Genomic DNA, 19,094 nt, shown 5'->3' with positions numbered 1-19,094 from the left:
CTAACCGGAGGAGGAAAGAACACGAATGAAATCATATTGGAAATTATCCCTTGCTACCTTGGCAATTGGCTCAGGCATATGGATCGGTGCAGTATATAGCAACACCGCAACCGGCGCAGGGACCACCCCAGGTACCACGGACGACCCGGTCGTCACCAAAAGCTACGTTGACCAACAAATTCAGCAAGCGCTGAATGGCGGTGGTGGAGGGTCTACGAACCCAACAAATCCTACAAACCCAACAAATCCTACTAATCCTACTAATCCAACTCAGCCATCACAAGGTACCGATGAAGTTAAGAACGTAGCGTTGAAACCAGGAAAGATTCTACTTGCTGATGCAGGAACAGAATTTATCGTTCGTTCAGGTAATGCTGTGATCTACACAGAGGTTTCTAGCGGCGTTGCAGACCTTACCGATGGTAAAGACCTCTTAAATGGTGAAACTGCGCCTAAGAACCATCTGCTTTCCTTCCCGCGTGAAGGGCGGGGTATCCAGGTGAAAGAAGGACAGGCAAGCAATCTGATTGTTATGGTACGCGGCGGTTACACTATTAAATAGTGATCGGCAATTAGGGTGAAACTGACACCAGTTAATGTTGATCCATTCTGTCGCTAGGTTATGGCAGATAATATCTGTCCGGTATAATCCTCTTATAATTATTGCCAGTAGTGACAACGTTTTATACGTGTGAGTGCTTTAAAATCGACAAATAATACTTCTGTAAAAACCAATACAGGAGGTGTATTTTCATGGCACGCAGCAGTCGTAACCGTCAAGTGGTACCGGAGAGTCGTGAAATGCTGAAGCAAATGAAATACGAAATTGCAGCAGAGTTTGGATTACCCGTGGGATATGGTAGCGGTTCCAATGGAGCCGATACGGAATTTGGCTCTGAGTTAGGAGTCATCGGTGGTGGATCTTCCAGCCGTCGTCCTGGGTGGGGGCATCTAACATCCCGTGAGAATGGATCGGTTGGTGGAGAGATCACTAAACGTTTGGTTCGAAACGCTGAACAAAGTCTCTTCGGTAAATTGTAGTTGATTTTCAGTTAAAAGCGGAACTTATCCTTGACTAACATTCGATTGAAAAACCCAAGAAAATCCTTGGAAAGCAGCTTACTTACTGGATTGACACCTAGTAACAAATAAGTTAATATGCATGTTGAGGATTGTACATTTCAAACCTTTTCCTGTCGGAAAAGGTTCATTTTTTGTGTAGGACCTTTTGATATATCACATACTATTCATATGGGAGGTTGATCTCATGTCTTTAACAGGGCGACGTTTATTTACATCTGAGTCCGTAACTGAAGGACATCCGGATAAAATCTGTGACCAGATTTCTGATGCGGTACTCGATGCTTTTTTGGCTAACGATCCGAACGCACGCGTAGCTTGTGAAGTTTCCGTTGCGACTGGTCTTGTTTTGGTCATTGGTGAAATTAGCACTAAATCTGAATACGTGGATATTCCATCCATTGTACGCAATACTGTGAAGGAAATCGGGTATACCCGTGCAAAATACGGTTTTGATTACAATACATGCGCGGTGTTAACATCGCTGAATGAGCAATCTGCCGATATTGCACAGGGGGTAAACGCTGCACTGGAGAATCGTGATCCTTCCCAAATGGACAAGGAAACCGAGAACATCGGTGCTGGTGACCAAGGTCTGATGTTTGGTTTTGCAACCAACGAGACGCCAGAATTGATGCCTCTTCCGATTGCATTGTCTCACCGTATCGCTCGTCGTTTGTCCGAGGTTCGTAAAAACGGTACGCTGGACTACCTGCGTCCGGACGGTAAAACCCAGGTAACGGTTGAGTATGACGGCAATACACCGGTCCGTGTGGATACGATCGTGGTATCGACTCAACATGCCGAAGAAGCAACGCTGGAGCAAATCCAGAAAGATATTAAAGAACAAGTCATTCTTCCTGTCGTGCCAGCTGAATTGCTGGACGCAGAAACTAAATATTTCATTAACCCTACCGGACGTTTTGTTATCGGCGGTCCTCAAGGGGATGCTGGCCTGACAGGCCGCAAAATTATCGTGGACACCTATGGCGGCTACGCTCGTCATGGTGGCGGTGCATTTTCCGGTAAGGATCCTACAAAGGTTGACCGTTCCGCTGCTTACGCGGCTCGCTACGTGGCTAAAAACCTGGTTGCCGCAGGACTTGCGGACAAGTGTGAAATTCAATTGGCTTACGCTATCGGTGTCGCTAACCCAGTGTCGATTAGTGTTGATACTTACGGAACTGGTAAAGTGAGCGAAGAGAAGCTGGTTGAGCTTGTGCGTAACAACTTCGACCTGCGTCCGGCTGGAATCATCCGCATGCTGGATCTTCGTCGTCCGATCTACAAGCAAACCGCTGCTTACGGACACTTTGGACGTACAGATCTGGATTTGCCTTGGGAACGCGTAGACAAAGCGGAAGCACTGAAAGAACAAGCTGGCGTAAACTAAGGTAATCTTAAGATATGTTCCAGATATAAAGTTTAGGCATGTGCTGATTTAATTTTTCTTCTGAAAAAAATCGGCACATGCCTTTTTTCAGCTTCTTAATTCTCATAGTGAGTAGAGATTCAACTCAGTTGGATATAAAAATATGACAAAAATGAAATAATTAAAAAGTTGATACCCACTATGGTTATCAGCTTTTTTTAATGAATAAATGGAAAACGAGGAATAAACTTTATGACAAACTAGTTACTTTTACATTAAAATATAGTAACATAGGATTGATTTACATAGGCTCCTAAAAAATTCCGCTATAAATTTTACAAGACTTGTTGTACGATACGCGAAAGTGTTTTTTTATAACAAATTCGTAACTTTTCCGCAAAAATGAAGTCTATTAATTAGAGACTTTATATGTTCATCATCCGTGTTGAACGATAGATGGGAGAGTTACGATTACATGGTTAGTCAGGGGAAAACACTGAAGTCTACAACATCTGGAGTAGGCAAGAAATGGTTGATTATTACATTAGCAGGAGTCATCTGGGTGGGGCCTGTGCTGAGCAGCGGAATACCTGTGATAGGGAATCTATCAACATCCTCGGTAGCTTTTGCGGCATCAACATCAGCTAAGAAGCTTGGTGAGGAAATCATTACTTCCGGTGCGGTTTTGATGAAGTATCAGTATATCAACAGTACTGGCGCAAAAACGCTGGCGAATGTCGTTCGGGTGGATCTGAACAACCAATACGTGAAACTGGATGTCATGACAGGCCAAGGAAATAAATTTACAACGAGACAAAGCACGGGCGGAATGGCTAAGGAGAACGGCGCGGTAGCTGCTATTAACGGTGACTTTTTTAATACCGGCAGCGAAGGGGCTCCGATGGGTGCTCAAGTTTCGAATGGTCTGTTGATGTCAACCCCATCTGATCTGAAAGGCATGTATGCTTTTGGAGTGACGAATGATGGAACGCCAATTCTGGATGAGTTTGCATTCTCGGGGAGTATTACAGCTGAGAATGGAGCATCATTCCCGCTCGCGGGTATGAACAAAACATCCTATGCACCAGAAGGCACCGGATCAACGTATAGCCATGCGAATACAGCTTATATCTACACAAGCGCATGGAAGGCTGTTGAGCGTCCTAAGAACAGCTCGACAACGCCAACGGAGGTTATGGTAACGGATGGGGTCATTACCGATATTTCAGTAATGGCAGGATTGCCAACAGCGATACCGGAGGGAAGCTACATTTTGCGAACCCATGGGGCTGCGGCAGAGTTCGTGAAAAAAAATCTGGCTGTCGGTCAAAAGCTGGAAGCGGATTATGCTCTGGTGTCCAAAAAATCAGGTAAAGAACTGGACCCGTCTACACTCCAAATGATGATTGGCGGCCATACGATTCTGGTGGATAACGGCAAGGCAACGTCATTCTCTCGAAACGTAAATTCGATTGGAGGGAGCAGGGCACGTACAGCCGTTGGCTACTCCAAAGACGGACGTTACGCTTACCTGATTGCTACGGAGAGCAACGATAACAGTAAAGGCATGACGCTGCAGCAGCTTCAGGATTTCATGACGAAGGTTGGAGTATGGAAGGGAATGAACCTCGACGGCGGCGGATCGACAACGATGGTAAACCGTCCACTAGCCGAGATGAATACGCAGTTGACCTTTAACACGGAATACGGCACCACGCAGCGCAGCATCGTTAACTCACTTGGCGTGTTCTCCACAGCACCTCAGGGCAGCTTGAAGGGCTTAAAAGTAAGTGGCAGCAACACGCTCCTGATCGGTCAAATGGGCACGTATGAACTAAAAGGCTATGATACCTACTATAATCCAATTGAAGCAGGTTCGATTAAACCGACTTGGAAGTCCAGCAACGGCAATCTAGCGGTCAACGGACAAAGCATTAAAGCGACGAAGCCGGGTACATCGACACTGACAGCAGTAAGCGGCAGCACGAAAGCTACGATGCAAGTCAAGGTGCTGGGCGCTGATGATCTTGTTGCGTTGACTACAGGCGTATCAAGCGCACCGCTGCAGGCTGGAACGAGTGTTTCCGTGCCGGTGACGGCCGTAACAAGCAACGGCCAGAGTTTGGAGGTTCCGAGCAGCGCGCTGAAATGGGAGTTTATCGGATTTAAAGGCAGCGTCAAAGACGGCCGCCTGACCGTATCCTCCGTGAACAGCAATACAAAAGTCGGTTATGCCATCGCACGCTATGACGGCTTTAGCACGGTCGTTATTTTGTCGGCAGCGGGCGAAAGCACGTGGGAGAACTTCGAGAATGTGAATTACCCGGTGAAGTTCACGACCAATGTGCCGACAGTTACCGGGACTGCAGCGATCAAAAATGGCAGCGGAGCAAAAGCATCGTCCAAAGTCTTGAACTTGACCTATGATATGACAGGCGGATTAGGGCAAAAAATGTACGCTTACGCCGAGTTGAATGGCACAACTGGCAAAGTGATTCCTGCACAGGCTACGGCCATGACCATTGATGTGGAGGGAGATAACAGCCTGAACTGGCTGCGCGCTGAACTCCAAGACAATAATGGAAAAACCGTATACGTCGACTTGGCAAAAGCAATTGATTGGAGCGGTTGGAAGACACTGAGCCTCGATCTCAGCGGATACAATATTGCATTCCCGGCACAGATGAAGCGGCTGTATGTGGTGAACGTGGAAGAAGGCCAGGACGAGCGTGCATTGACAGGAGCTGTATCTTTTGACGATATCCGCTTCACAATGCCGTCTCTATCAGGGAATGAAGGACTTCCAACCGGCAAAGCGGTCATGACCATTGGGCAAAAATCTCTTATGCTGAATGGTTCGAAAGTGGCAATCGATTCGGCGCCAATTCTGAAAAATGGAACGACCTACGTTCCGATTAAACACGTGCTCGACGCGTTCGGCGGGCAAGCAACCTGGAACCAATCCGCTCAACGGGTAGGTGTCCTAAGGGGCGGCATGTTCATGGAATTAACGGTCGGCAAGAAGGAATTCATTCTAAACGGTAAGCGCAGTTCGGCGGCTGTAGCACCCATGGTTCAAGGTGGTAGGACTTTGGTCCCTCTTCGTCTCGTTTCCGAGCAATTAGGCCTTAAAGTAAAATGGGACAAGAACACGAAGACCGTTACGATCGAATCGTGATATGGTATGATATGTATATGAAACGTTAGAAATGGAGTAGAGTGCGTGGATTATCAAGCCGATGCCATCGACCGTGTCATAAAAAATGCCATCAAAGTGATGGAGGACAGCAAATACCAAATGTTCGAAATATTGGAGGCGTCGCGGCAAGAGCTCACGTCTCTCAATCATGAACTGCAGCGGACATTAAAAGAAACGACGGAAACCTTAGAGAAGGTAGATCAGCTGGAGCTGAACTACCGCCGTTCCCGGATCCGGTTGACCGAGGTCAGCCGGGATTTTGTCCGGTACAAGGAAGAGGACATCAAGCAGGCGTATGAGAAAGCAACCCAGCTACAGCTTGACCTCATGATCTACCGGGAGAAGGAAATGTATCTGAAGGCAAGACGAGATGAGCTGCAGAAGCGGGTTCGTAATGTCGAGAACTCCGTGGAGCGTGCAGAATCGATCGGATCTCAGATGGGCGTGGTATTGGAATACTTGTCCGGAGAGCTGGGTCAGGTATCCCGAATCATCGAATCTGCCAAAAACAGACAGGTCATTGGTCTCAAAATTATTTTGGCGCAGGAAGAAGAACGGAAGCGCATCTCCAGAGAGATTCATGATGGACCTGCACAATTGCTGGCGAATCTGGTTCTTAGGACGGAAATTGTAGAAAGAATGCTCGCAAAGCAGGAATTTAAGATGGTGCAGGACGAAATAGTAGATTTGAAGGGCCAGGTTCGATCGAGCTTGGAGGAAATGCGAAAAGTCATTTTCAATCTGCGTCCAATGGCACTCGATGATCTAGGATTAATCCCCACACTGCGTAAATACGTGCATGATTATGAAGAGAAATCGAAAATCCGCACGATCTTCGAGACACGGGGAAAAGAGCATCGTCTCTCTTCTGCGATGGAGGCGGCCATCTACCGGTTGGTGCAGGAAGCACTTTCGAATGCTGCAAAACATGCTTACCCGACTTATGTGCTTGTTGAAATCACGTACCAGGCGCAATTGGTCAAAATCGTTGTACAGGACAATGGCCTGGGATTCAATGTCGATTTGCTGGAGCAGAAAAGCAAGGACCACTTTGGGTTAATTGGCATGCGGGAGAGGGTTGAGCTGCTCGAAGGGAGAATGGAGATCGATTCAGCTGAGAATCAAGGAACGAAGATCGTGATTCATATCCCGACGAACGTAGAAAAGAGAAAGGAGTAATCGGATGGAACATTTGGAGAAAGAGAACGCGATTATTAAAGTATTATTAGCGGATGACCACCAGCTGTTTAGGGAGGGTCTGAAGCGTATACTGAATATGGAGGACGACATTGACGTTATCGGAGAATGCGGCGATGGAATTCAAGTGCTTGAGTTCTGTAACGAAGTGAAGCCGGATATCGTGCTGATGGATATCAACATGCCCACCGAAAATGGCGTTCAAGCAACTGAGAAACTACGTGAAATGTTTCCTGAGATCAAAGTTATCATTCTGTCGATTCATGACGATGAAAGTTATGTTTTTGAAACGCTCCGTAAGGGAGCAAACGGTTACCTCCTGAAGGATATGGAAGCCGAGTCACTGATTAATGCGATTCGTTCGGTACATGAGGGATATGCATTTATCCATCCGAAAGTTACGGGTAAGCTCATTCAACAGCTCCGCCGAATGACTTATGTAAACGAAGCAGGCGCTATGGCTGAGGGCGGTTCGCGTGAGGCTGGAGTCAAGTTTGTGGCAGGGGAGAATAACCCATTGACAAGGCGCGAAGCGGAAGTGCTTAGACTAATGGCCGAAGGCAAGAGCAACAAGATGATAGGGGAATACCTGTTCATTAGTGAAAAAACTGTAAAAAACCACGTCAGCAGCATTTTGCAGAAGATGGAAGTGGACGACCGTACACAAGCGGTTATCAACTCGATTAAATATGGCTGGGTGACGTTGTAATCGCCGATCCGAATGCACGGACGCGTCTTACATAGGGAGGGAACTGCCAAGGGCGGTTCCTTTTTGTTATGATGATTTATAGGGTTGAAGTAACACGATAGGCGTTGTTCTTATGGTGCTTGAGCCGTTCCCATTAAGTTCTGTGTGGGCTCTGGTTACATAACTGTCACCGTACCCTCCTGATCAGCATATATTGTTGATAAGAGAAGGAGGTGAGTCTCATGGTTGCCCAATTGCTGTGGATACTCGCGGTGTACGGGATTGCTGTTGCTCTGATTCATATCGTGCATGCCCGTCATCTTAGAAGAGCTGGTGAAGGCACGGGGCGGCGCAGGCATTATGTGCTGATCACGTCCAACCATGAGCGGCAGGTGGAATGGTATTTGAGAGCCCTTTCATGGTATGCCCTGCTGAGCGGGACGCGCGTGCGTGTCACCGTCCTTGATGATCAGTCGTACGATGATACGCTGAAGATTGTCCAGAGATTGATTCATTTGTCCGGAATCGAACTGGTATATGGGACTTGGAAGTCCGATGACTCGGCATCACGGGAAATGGGTGCCGGTCCGAATGAAGAAGAAGTGATACGGATCGATCTAAGAAACCCGATGGAGGCTGTTCGGATTCCATATGTACAGGGATAAACATCAGCAAGTTGTTTTGGTTACCAGGTTCGTATTCATATTGTTAAAGGCGTGAAGCACACTCCTAGCGTAAGCGAAGGGTGTGTTTTTTGCGTTTCTGGGGAGAAGAGCCTATCCAATATCAAAACGTGTTTGTTCTTGCTTCGTCTATAGCTGAATCTCCTGCATTCAACTCGATTTTGTTTCCATGTGATTCTCTGTCCCTCGTAGCGGTACTTGTACCCGACTAGGAGAAGTGGGAATAGGGCAGTTAAAGGAGGAGGGTGACAGATTTCGACATAGGGCAGCGTGAGAAGGATCTATTTCATAATGTAATAGTCTCGGCATGAAACTGGTAAACCGTAGATATGAAATCTTGAAACATGTGTTTCTTAATAACGTACCAGCACTTGGCCTTTTACCAGCTTATATGTCTCGATATTGGAGTTGATGTCAATGAAGATTGCCATATATGCCATTCGAACATCAGAGAAATGGAAGTGTTGTCTCTCGCTGGATATGCGGGTGGATTTTCAATGGTGGTATGGAGTGAAACGATGGACGGATGAGAAAGCCAGCGTACGCTCATTGGTGCTGTTATCAACACAAGTTCCATTAGGGTGGGCCATTGTCATTCAAGAGAGTTTTCGATCCAACCAAGACATGGATCAATGGGGGAAATCGGAATGGCAGAAATATTTGTACCAGAGCTTAAGTTCGTTCTTACTACAAGAGCCTGAAGGAAGCAAATCGCAATGGAGTATTTTGTTTACGGAGATTCAGCAGTTGGACGGATCGTATGTAAATTCCTTTATCGGAAAGAGGTATGTGGTTGAGGATTGGGCATTGTTGATGCAGCAGGCGGAGCTGTTGATTCAGTGCATGGCAGGACGAGCCTTGCTTGCCGGCGAGGTCGAGGCCTTGTTGGCGGAGGTCGCCGGGAACATCGGCGACTGGCGCTCTGCGGCCCAGCTCGGCGTCCTGCTGGGCCGCCTGCGTGTGGAAGCGGGGCTGGCACAGCCCGCTCCGCAGGGTGCGCCCGGCTGGCTGCGCCGCCGGGCCATGGCCCTCCGCTGCCGGCGATGCGGCAGCGAGGCCCGAAGCCGCACGGCATGCGCCGCGTGCGGCTCGGCGGCTTGCGCCTATTGCGAGGCCTGCCTCGCGATGGGGCGCAGCCGCGCCTGTGCCCTGCTGCTGCATGGCGCAGCAGGGTCGGCCGTGCGGGGCCTGGCCGGGGGTTCCCCCACCGCGGCTTTGGGCCGGTGGGGACTTAGCGCAGCGCAAAGCGCCGCCGCTGGCGCTGCGCTGCGGTTTTTGGCGGAGCCGCCCGCAGGGGGCTCCGCGGGGCCCGCCCGGTTTCTCATCTGGGCGGTGACCGGCGCCGGAAAGACCGAAATGATCTTTCCGCTGCTGCAGTCTATTCTGGACGCGGGTGGGCGCGTGCTGGTTGCCGCGCCAAGACGGGACGTGGTGCTGGAGCTGGCACCACGTTTATCCAAGGCTTTTCCGGATCAGACGGTGGCCACGTTATACGGGGGAAGTCCGGACCGATGGAAGCAGGGGAGCATCACGCTGGCAACGACCCATCAGCTGCTGCGTTTCAGGGGAGCTTTTGACCTGGTCGTGATCGATGAGATTGATGCGTTCCCTTATCATAATGATCCGATGCTGGATCACGCGGCCAAAGGAGCTTGCAAATCAGGGGGGAAGTATATCTATCTGTCAGCCACTCCACCAACGCCTTTACAGCGTGAGGCAGCTGCAGGACGATTGCCGCATGCCAAAGTCCCAGCACGCTTCCACGGTCATCCATTACCCGTGCCGCAAAAGCTGAAAATCTCGACGGTGAACCGCTGCCTACAGGAAAAAAAGCTTCCCCCACTCTTGGTTCGTAGTTTGAGCGCATCTCTTTCCCGTGGTGCTCAAGTGTTCCTGTTTGTTTCCCGCATCAAGCATATTGATCCTATTTTGGAGCTGCTTCGCAAGGCCATTGCCAATATGCCGATTGAAGGGACTTCATCCATCGATCCGGAACGGGCAAGCAAAGTGATGTCCTTTCGAAACCGTGAGATTCGCTTGCTTGTGACAACGACCATTCTTGAACGAGGGGTAACGGTTCCGAAAAGTGACGTGTTTATTTTAGATGCGGACAGTGAGCTTTTTGACGAAGCTGCATTGATTCAAATGGCCGGCCGCGCGGGCCGATCCAAGGATGATCCGGCAGGACGGGTGGCATTTGCTGCGCCCCAATGGACTCGGAGCCAAAGCTCGGCAGTCCGGCAAATCAAGGCGATGAACCGAATCGCACGTAAAGGCGGGTATTTACGGCCAGTTTAGGAATTATCGAATGACTAGGGGATTGAGTTAAACATGATATTTAGTGTTAGCTTTCTTAGACTCTCATAGCTCTCATTTACTCCCATGGCTCTCATAGCTCATAGTTCATGAAACCTCATGGATCCTCATGGATCCTCATAATTCTTCATATAACTCATCTTTAACAAACGATTGATAGATATGATAGAAGGAACAGTGATAAGTCAGGAAAATGTAGTAATGGAATTGGAAATCAACTGGATGCTCAGCTTTGAGAGTTTTGGGTGATTGGGTTTCATCGGGACATGAGTTTCTATCTAAGACGTATGTAATTATTCAATCAGGTATCATTTTAACACTTTCAATTTAGTTGAGAAAAATACTACCAGGCATATATCGGCAATCGCGGCAATGGGTGTGGCGATATGCACGCGCTGTTAGCTGTGTACTTTTTTTATCTGGTTTATTGGTGTTCTTTATCTATCTCTCTTAGAAAGGAAGGAGCATATTTGATATCAAATGTCTTTAGCCATTTGCTCGGGCATATGCAGCGTTTGCTCAAACCGATTGACGAAACCTGCCTCACTTGTGGAAAAATAGGTTCATTCACCCGGGAACTTCCGGGAATATGCCGTACCTGTTATCGGAATATCCCCTGGATCATGAAACCCAAATGTTGGCGATGCGGGCGGGGAATCGGCTGTCCCGACTGTATTCGATCAGGCATGAACGAGCGGAGCTTTATTTTGAATCGGAGTGCGGTAACCTATGATACGCAGATGAGAGAGTGGTTGGCCCAGTATAAATATAGGGGGAATGAGCGTTACGCTCCTCTTTTGATAGAAATGATGTTACGGGTATACACGCTGCTCCATCGGGAAGCGAACATCCATTTGGGCAATAAGGGGTCACGGAATTCTGGCAACATACCATGGAGTATACATGCCGTCACTTCGGTTCCGGTCAGTGAGGAAAGGCTTCAGGAAAGGGGGTTCAATCAAGCGGAGGTGCTCGCACAGGGGCTTGCGCTTAGAATAAAGGCGCCTTGTGTTCGGCTGCTGGAACGTAGACGTCACACGGATAAACAGAGTTTCAAGAGCCGGATGGATCGGCTAAAGGATATGGAGGGTGTTTTTGGTGCGTTGCAGGATGCACCCGATGTACTGTGGTCCATAAGCAGGCAGGCCGTAGAGCATACTCGATCTCAAGTGGGGACATCACGGATCAAAGGACCTTTCCGTATATTATTGGTAGATGATATCTACACAACCGGGAGTACGATTAACGCTTGTGCTCAGGTTTTGCGGAGATATGAATCCACTGTAGAAATGCCCATCGAGATCTATAGTTTAACCTGGGCTCGTTCGTAAATGATTAAAATAGGAAAAATGTGTGGATTCTGTTACCTAATGATAGACGTAAGGCCTAAGATAATGTAATCTAGGGGTATTAAAGGTTCTATGTGGCATGGAGGTTGTTGAGCATGAATCTGGGGAATTGCCCTCGGTGCGGCAAGTTATATACGGTTAATATTCGGGAATTATGTCCTGATTGCATGAAGGTTATTGAGAAGGAATATGAGAAATGCGCAACCTTCCTTCGTGAGCAAAAAGGTGCAACGATTCATGAGGTATCTGAGGCTACGGAAGTATCTGTGCGGCAAATTACGAAGTTTATCAAGGAAGGCCGGATCTCGATTGCGAACGCGCCAAACCTGGCGTATCCTTGTGAAGTATGCGGAACGTTGATTCGCGAGAGCAATATGTGCGAGTCCTGCCGGACGCGATTAACGAGGGAGTTAAGGCAGGCTGCTGCTGGCAACCAGGAACATCAGCCTGGGTCCGGAAAAGACAGAGAGACTTACAGTGCAGTCGATAAACTGCGCAAATACTAACTTTTGAACTATTAACAATGTTTCATATCCGACCGATAAACTTAGTAAAGCTTATCGGTTTTTTATTTTAAGTGAGGTGAATAGGGCGTGAAGATTAACGAATCGGGACGTGTGAACGGCATCAATTCGTATCAACGGAATATTGAATCTCGGGAGATGCAGCACATCGATAAGAAGCGCCGCAAGGATGAAGTATCAATCTCCCCGGAGGCGATGGAACTGAGTGCACAGAGTAAAGTGCAGGATCCGGAACGCGCTGAGAAAATTCAACGCTTGAAGGAATCTGTAGCCAACGGCACGTATGAAGTGCCTGTTGATCGTTTAGCAGACAAATTGCTTCCATATTTCCAATCCTACAATAAATCGGGTGAAACCAAGTGAGTGTACACAGTGTCATTCAAGCAATGTCAAAGTTAAATGATGTCCATCTTGAGATGATAGACGTCGGTAAAGAGAAGCAACAAGCAATCATTGATAATGATTCGACGAACTTGACTCGCCTGATGACGATTGAAAATCGTTTGTTAAGACAGATGAACGAACTGGAACAACAACGCGTGGAGCAAGTGAATTTTTTCTTGCAAGAAAAAGGGATCCGCTCCCAATTAAATCTAAGCGTAACCGAGTTATCGCGACTTGTATTTGATTCGAACGAAAAGCAAGAGCTTATGCAAATCCGTGATAGCTTGCTGAGCAACGCCGTGATGTTAAAAAAGCAGAATGAATTAACGACCCAGTTGCTTGAGCAGTCTCTGCATTTTATTGACTTCTCTTTAAATATAATTGTCGGTGTGGATGAGGAAATGATCTATAAGAAACCTACGGACACTCCACCAGCTCTTTCGAATAAAAACAATTTTTTTGATGCCAAAGCGTAGCGTGGCACTTATTAAGGAGAGAACACATGGTATCTACATTTCACGGGATTGAAACCGCGAAGCGCAGCCTTTTCGCTCAGATGGCAGGTATGAACACTACCGGACATAACATAGCAAATGCTAGCACTCCTGGTTATTCACGGCAAGTTGTAGGTTTGATCGCTTCACGTCCGCTGGCTATGCCAGGAATGTATAATTCAATATCTCCTGGCCAGTTGGGCACAGGTGTTGAAGTTAATTATATCAAACGTGTAAGAGATCAGTTTTTGGACCAACAATACTGGAACGCAAATCGCTCTCTTGGTGATTGGGAAGTACAAGCAGGAACACTTTCTAAACTGGAAACCATTTTCAACGAACCCTCTGAATCCGGTTTAACAACGGTTATTGATAACTTTTGGAAAGCTTGGTCTGAATTCAGTAAAGACCCTGAGAACGTAACTTCAAGAAAAATTGTTAGGGAAAATGCTTTAGCGATGGCAGAGGCCTTTAACGAAACCAGTAAAAAAATAACGGATATGCAGGCTGATTTGACTCAGGGGATTAACGTAAACGCAGATCATATTAATACACTGACAACTCAAGTGGCGCAGCTGAATTATGAGATTAACCGCATTGAAGGTTTTCGTGATAACGCCAATGATCTTAGGGATCAACGCGATCTCATCATTGATGAATTATCCCGTATGGCTAATGTAACTGTGGTGGAAGAAGAAACAGGCTATCGTGTTACTGTGGGCGGGCTTGAATTAGTCGCCGGAGACGCTGCTGTCCCTGTTACTCCTGCTCAACTAGAGACGGCCTATGCAAGCAATGGGCTAAATAGTGGGGAACTCTTTGGTATCATTAAATCCAGGGATGGCATCGTGAAGGATTACTTGGACCAATTAAACGAGTTGGCCAATACGATAGCTAACGGGGATGTAAGCATTACAATTCCGGCAGGTTCGGTACTTCCTGAAGGAACAGTGTTAAATGGAGTAACCTATAGCGGAACCACAAGAACGTTAACTGCGGATACGACAGTAACTGTCAAAGGTTTAAATGGGCTTCATAAACTTGGGTATCTATTTACTTCACCCGCTCAGGCTGCGGGAGACTTCTTTAGCTCGAAGGGTGGTGGGCCTATAACGGCGGCCACATTTAGTGTTAATAACGCCATTGTCCAGGATCCTAATAAAATTGCTTCCTCACTGCGAGTTGTAGCTGGTACTAATGGTGATGAAGTAGTGAAAGGAAATAATACGCTTGCTTTATTGATGTCTCAGCTTAGAGAACGGCCGTTTACATTTAACGCCATAGCAAGTAACAATGGAATAACAACAGGTACAGTAGACGATTATTACCGTGCTGTTATGGGGCAGTTAGGCGTTCAAAGCCGAGAAGCTTTAAGACAACAAGATAATAACCAGCTACTTGTTGATCAGGTTGATTCCAGAAGACAATCTGTAAGCGGAGTTTCTTTAGATGAAGAGATGTCGAATTTGATCAAATTGCAACATTCATATGGAGCTGCTTCCCGTTTTATGACCACTGTGGATCAAAATCTGGATAAAATCATCAACAGCATGGGAATTGTAGGTAGATAGAGGAGGCGATAGTTCATGGCTTTACGCGTTACACCAGGTATGATGAACTTGCAAATGATCCGAAATATTAATACGAATTTAGTGAGAATGGACGGCAATATGAATGTGCTTTCGACAGGCATGAAGCTAAATAAGCCGTCTGATGATCCTGTCGGGATTACATATTCATTAAGATATCGGAGCGAGCTTTCGTTTAATGATCAATATCAGAAAAATGCGGACACGGCGCTTTCATGGCTGGAATATACAGATACGGTGATAGGTCAAGTCAATGAGATTTCTCAAAGGGCCAATGAATTAATTGTTAATGCTGTCAATGGAACTAATCCCCAAGAGGGATTAGATGCAATTAACATTGAACTGAAACAAATTTACGAGCAACTCATTTCATTAGGCAATAGTAAATTTAACGATAAGTATATCTTTAATGGCCAGTTAACTGATCAAGCTCCATACGACAAAGTTCTAGCACCTACTCAGGGTACAGATCTTCATGGAATCACATATAAGTTTACAGAAGGGGCAACCTTAAATATTAACGTTACAGGTCAAAATGTATTTGGGGAACCATCAGACCCAGATAATCTATTCAGTATTCTGAATAGAGTTCAAGCTGCATTAACTATCGATGATAAAGCTGCCGCTCGAACAGAATTGGATAACTTATCCAGTCGCTTATCAAAGATTAATGAGGCGAGAGCAGAGATTGGAGCCAAGACAAACAGGGTGGACCTTATCTTCAATCGATTAGGCGATCTGGAGATAAATCTAACCGCTATGCAAGCAAAGGTAGAAGATGCTGATTACGCTGAAACAATTATGAAGCTTAAGCAAGATGAAAGCGTGTATCAAGCATCACTAGCAACTAGCGCGAAGATCATGCAGATAAGCTTGCTAGACTATCTTCGGTAATAATATTATTATATAGAGAAACGGGGGTAGGCAGATGGATTTATTAAGGCTTTCAATTCGCCAAACCTATGCTTCCATCGGTATAGAGACGAGTAAAGCGAAGTTAAGTATCGAGTCTCCCCCCGGCGATTTGAAGATCGAGACTGAAACGGCAAAAATGGACATTCAACGAACTCCAGCGAAGTTGACGGTTGATAGTTCAAAAGCCTGGATGGCTTTAGGGAAAGGGAATCATTTGGACTGGTGCAATATGGTATTTAGTCAGATGGATCAGGAGCACCTTACCAACGTGTCACGAATTGTGGAGGAAGGGAACCGATTAGCCCAATTTACAAAACCGGGAAGTAAGATTGCTGATATGATGGCAGACCGAATCCAGGAGAAGTCAACCATTGAGTATAATGGGCAAGCTTCTGTTGCCAATGTTGATGTTCATTACGCTCCAACTGAACTGGATGTTCAATGGAGCGATCAAGTTACGCAAATTGAATATACGCCGCAACGTCCCCAAGCATCCTTTGAAGCGGCTGTTGCTAATATTTATATGAGAAACAAAAATTCACTGAGTATGTGGGTGAATGAGTATGACTTTTATAGTTAAAATAAAGCTATAGCTTATAGGCTGTAGCTTTTTTTATAGGAGGCGATCAAATGCTTAGTCAGTTTAACGGGATTCAAGTTTCCTTCCAAGGAAGCATTCTAGGGTTTGATGAATTGGACACTTTTGTCATGGAAGCAGTAGAAGAAACGCCGTTTGCCTATTTAAATAGCATTGAAAATCCGGAATTATCTTTTCTTGTCACGCCCCCATTTCAATGGTATAAAAACTATGAATTACAGTTAAGTGATTTGTTAAAGAAAAGATTGAATACAGAAAGACCTGAAGAAATTTTAGTGTTATCTATTGTCACTATCCGGGATCCCCAGCAAGCGTCTACAATAAATCTATTGGCTCCTCTCATTATTAATGTTTCCAGAAAAGTCGGTTTACAGCATGTATTTCATGAACAAACAGCGTACAAGACGAACAGTCCATTGTTCGCGGATGATCAAGGACAAGGGGGAGAAGAATAATGCTGGTACTTTCCCGAAAGCGTGGGCAAACCATTTTAATAAACAATGAGATTGAAATTTTTGTCTCCTCCATTGATGGAGAAAGCGTAAAGTTAGGGATCAGCGCGCCAGCGGATGTCTCTATTTTGAGAAAAGAGCTTGCTGAAGAGGTCCAGGCTACCAATTTAGAAGCCAGTGCAACTGTGAAGAACGTAAATTTACTAAAAACAATAAAAAAACAATAAAAAATCTGAAGTTTGCTATAAATAATCCTAAGATAGCTCCGATATATATTATAGGGCAAAAAGCCCAATTCACAAGGATGTGAAATCCATATTTCAAGGAGGAATAATCAATGATTATCAACCACAATCTTAACGCGATGAACTCTCACCGCAACCTGTCCTTCAACAACATTCAACAAGGTAAGTCCAGTGAAAAATTGTCTTCCGGTTTCCGCATTAACCGTGCTGCTGACGACGCTGCAGGTCTTTCGATTTCTGAAACAATGCGCTCGCAAATCAAAGGCATGAATCAAGGTATGCGTAATACGCAAGACGGTATTTCGATGGTTCAAGCGGCTGAGGGTGCGATGAACGAGGTTTCCGACATGCTGACTCGTATGAAGGAACTTGCTACTCAAGCGTCCAACGGAACGTATAGCGCCGATGATATCGCAGCTATTCAACTCGAGTACGCAGCATTAGGCGAAGAGATCGGACGCAATGCGACGAACTTCTCGTTCAACGGAATTACTCTGCTTGACGGATCTGCTGGTAATGTTACAATTCAAAGCGCTGGCAGTGACGCAGATGCAATCGTTCTTGATTTGTCTGGTATTGACCTTACTGCCCTTCAATTCGGTGCCATTACTGACCAAGCGTCTGGTGCAACTGAACGTGGAGTAGTAGATGCTGCGATCACAGCAGTTAACACAGCTCGTTCCACGCTGGGGGCTTACCAGAACCGTCTGGAGCATGCATTCAACAACACAAGCGTTAATGCCGAGAACCTGCAAGCTGCAGAATCGCGTGTTCGTGATACGGATATGGCTGCAGAGATGATGAAGTATACGAAATTCAACATCCTGCAACAAGCTTCCACGGCAATGCTGGCACAAGCGAATCAAGCACCGCAAGGCGTACTGCAATTGCTTCGTTAAGATTCTGCTTGATACCGGAAGAGGTCCACGAGATTTGTGGACCTCTTTTTCTGTAAGAGGCTGAACATAAATAGAACAGATATATTTTATGCAAATCTAAATTTTATAGTATGTTCATTCGATATATAGAGTTAGAGGTCAATTCAATAAACAAGAGGGGGTATCCATATGCCAATACGACTAAGCGGAATAGCTTCAGGACTAGACACCGATTCAATGATTAAAGAGCTCATGAAGGCTGAACGAATCCCTGTTAACAAACTATTACAGAAGAAGCAGACGATGGAGTGGAAGGTCGAGAGTTATACCAGCTTCAATTTAAAGTTCTCTACCTTGCGCGAATCGGTATCTTCTTTGCGGTTTTCTGGCGGATGGAATAAATCTGACGGAAATGGCAACACAGTACGTTTAAGTACGGATGAGATCATTGCCAAGGCCAAAGACTTTGTAAGCAAATATAACGACACGATTTCATCCATTAGCGGGGCATTGACAGAAAAAGTGAACCGTGGTTTTCAACCGCTCACTTCCGAAGAGAAGGCGGCGTTAAGCGAAACGGATATTAAAAACTGGGAAACCAAAGCAAAGAGCGGGATCCTGCGTAACGATGATGCTTTGAAAAGTGCGTTAAGCGCTTTGAAAGGTCTGACTTCGGCGGTAGTATCGGGAGTTGATCCCGAATTTGATACATTGGGTGAGATCGGAATTACAACGCCTAAGTACATTGTTGGTGCATCATCAGAAACGAATAGCAAGCTAATCCTAGACGAAAACAAACTGCGCGAAGCGATAGAGAAGAACCCGGAAGCGGTTATTTCTCTGTTCTCGGCACAAGGTACTGATCCTCAAGGAAAAGGGATATTTCAACGTGCATATGATGCAATGAACACAGCGGTCGCCTCTGTTACGAGGAAGATAAGCGGTGGTAATGTAACTAGCATGGGATTGATTTATCAAATGAACAAAATTGATAACAAAGTCGAGTTTAAAAACGAACAACTTAATAAACGTGAAGATCGCTACTATCAAATGTTCGCTGCAATGGAAAAGGCGATATCACAAAGCAATGCTCAGTCTAGTTGGTTATCACAACAATTTGCATAAAAGGAA

At 46.1% G+C, this 19,094-nt stretch carries 19 protein-coding genes; all 19 read left to right on the top strand.

Annotation, left to right across the window (positions count from 1 at the left end):
• The first annotated feature begins 25 nt into the window (after positions 1 to 25).
• On the top strand, positions 26 to 562 hold the full coding sequence (locus tag MHH48_RS32360) for a hypothetical protein (protein WP_076324001.1): 537 nt from the start codon (positions 26 to 28) through the stop codon (positions 560 to 562).
• A 191-nt stretch (positions 563 to 753) separates the two neighbouring features.
• Positions 754 to 1,041 (top strand): alpha/beta-type small acid-soluble spore protein, encoded by a 288-nt coding sequence (locus tag MHH48_RS32355; protein WP_076324002.1) that lies wholly within the window; start codon positions 754 to 756, stop codon positions 1,039 to 1,041.
• Between the two features lie 226 nt (positions 1,042 to 1,267).
• On the top strand, positions 1,268 to 2,473 hold the full coding sequence (metK, locus tag MHH48_RS32350; protein ID WP_076324003.1) for a methionine adenosyltransferase: 1,206 nt from the start codon (positions 1,268 to 1,270) through the stop codon (positions 2,471 to 2,473).
• Between the two features lie 454 nt (positions 2,474 to 2,927).
• Positions 2,928 to 5,630: a stalk domain-containing protein gene (locus tag MHH48_RS32345; RefSeq protein ID WP_076324004.1), complete on the top strand. Its 2,703-nt coding sequence runs from the start codon at positions 2,928 to 2,930 to the stop codon at positions 5,628 to 5,630.
• Positions 5,631 to 5,675: 45 nt separating this feature from the next.
• Positions 5,676 to 6,830 (top strand): sensor histidine kinase, encoded by a 1,155-nt coding sequence (locus MHH48_RS32340; protein ID WP_076324005.1) that lies wholly within the window; start codon positions 5,676 to 5,678, stop codon positions 6,828 to 6,830.
• 4 nt (positions 6,831 to 6,834) lie between these two features.
• Complete coding sequence (locus MHH48_RS32335) at positions 6,835 to 7,557, top strand: response regulator transcription factor (protein WP_076324006.1); 723 nt, start codon at positions 6,835 to 6,837, stop codon at positions 7,555 to 7,557.
• A gap of 221 nt (positions 7,558 to 7,778) precedes the next feature.
• Positions 7,779 to 8,201, top strand: coding sequence for a hypothetical protein (locus MHH48_RS32330; protein ID WP_076324007.1), 423 nt, complete (start codon positions 7,779 to 7,781; stop codon positions 8,199 to 8,201).
• Positions 8,202 to 8,636: 435 nt separating this feature from the next.
• A complete protein-coding gene (locus MHH48_RS32325) occupies positions 8,637 to 10,517 on the top strand; it encodes a helicase-related protein (RefSeq protein WP_076324008.1) in 1,881 nt (626 codons plus the stop codon).
• A 725-nt stretch (positions 10,518 to 11,242) separates the two neighbouring features.
• Positions 11,243 to 11,866, top strand: coding sequence for a ComF family protein (locus MHH48_RS32320; RefSeq protein WP_256720663.1), 624 nt, complete (start codon positions 11,243 to 11,245; stop codon positions 11,864 to 11,866).
• A 113-nt stretch (positions 11,867 to 11,979) separates the two neighbouring features.
• The gene (locus MHH48_RS32315; RefSeq protein WP_076324009.1) at positions 11,980 to 12,390 is read left to right on the top strand and encodes a TIGR03826 family flagellar region protein; all 411 of its coding nucleotides are present in this window, start codon (positions 11,980 to 11,982) and stop codon (positions 12,388 to 12,390) included.
• 87 nt (positions 12,391 to 12,477) lie between these two features.
• On the top strand, positions 12,478 to 12,771 hold the full coding sequence (flgM, locus tag MHH48_RS32310) for a flagellar biosynthesis anti-sigma factor FlgM (RefSeq protein ID WP_076324010.1): 294 nt from the start codon (positions 12,478 to 12,480) through the stop codon (positions 12,769 to 12,771).
• Positions 12,768 to 13,268: a flagellar protein FlgN gene (locus tag MHH48_RS32305; RefSeq protein ID WP_076324011.1), complete on the top strand. Its 501-nt coding sequence runs from the start codon at positions 12,768 to 12,770 to the stop codon at positions 13,266 to 13,268. Before flgM ends, MHH48_RS32305 begins: the two co-directional genes overlap by 4 nt.
• 26 nt (positions 13,269 to 13,294) lie before the next feature.
• Entirely contained in the window at positions 13,295 to 14,857 is a 1,563-nt protein-coding gene (gene flgK, locus MHH48_RS32300) for a flagellar hook-associated protein FlgK (RefSeq protein WP_076324012.1), read from the top strand.
• A gap of 15 nt (positions 14,858 to 14,872) precedes the next feature.
• Positions 14,873 to 15,769 carry a flagellar hook-associated protein FlgL gene (gene flgL / locus MHH48_RS32295; RefSeq protein ID WP_076324013.1) on the top strand — a complete coding sequence of 299 codons (897 nt, stop codon included), beginning with the start codon at positions 14,873 to 14,875 and terminating at the stop codon, positions 15,767 to 15,769.
• 34 nt (positions 15,770 to 15,803) lie between these two features.
• Positions 15,804 to 16,370, top strand: coding sequence for a DUF6470 family protein (locus MHH48_RS32290; protein ID WP_076324014.1), 567 nt, complete (start codon positions 15,804 to 15,806; stop codon positions 16,368 to 16,370).
• Between the two features lie 50 nt (positions 16,371 to 16,420).
• On the top strand, positions 16,421 to 16,843 hold the full coding sequence (locus MHH48_RS32285) for a flagellar assembly protein FliW (RefSeq protein ID WP_076324015.1): 423 nt from the start codon (positions 16,421 to 16,423) through the stop codon (positions 16,841 to 16,843).
• Entirely contained in the window at positions 16,843 to 17,067 is a 225-nt protein-coding gene (csrA, locus tag MHH48_RS32280) for a carbon storage regulator CsrA (RefSeq protein WP_076324016.1), read from the top strand. Before MHH48_RS32285 ends, csrA begins: the two co-directional genes overlap by 1 nt.
• A 110-nt stretch (positions 17,068 to 17,177) precedes the next feature.
• Positions 17,178 to 17,984, top strand: coding sequence for a flagellin (locus tag MHH48_RS32275; protein ID WP_076324017.1), 807 nt, complete (start codon positions 17,178 to 17,180; stop codon positions 17,982 to 17,984).
• A 168-nt stretch (positions 17,985 to 18,152) separates the two neighbouring features.
• Complete coding sequence (gene fliD / locus MHH48_RS32270) at positions 18,153 to 19,088, top strand: flagellar filament capping protein FliD (RefSeq protein WP_076324018.1); 936 nt, start codon at positions 18,153 to 18,155, stop codon at positions 19,086 to 19,088.
• Positions 19,089 to 19,094 lie beyond the last annotated feature (6 nt).

It is taken from the genome of Paenibacillus sp. FSL F4-0100 (assembly GCF_037993005.1).
Taxonomy (GTDB): domain Bacteria; phylum Bacillota; class Bacilli; order Paenibacillales; family Paenibacillaceae; genus Paenibacillus_AQ.
Note: the sequence above shows the minus strand (reverse complement) of the source record. Positions and strands in the feature narration are given on the sequence as shown.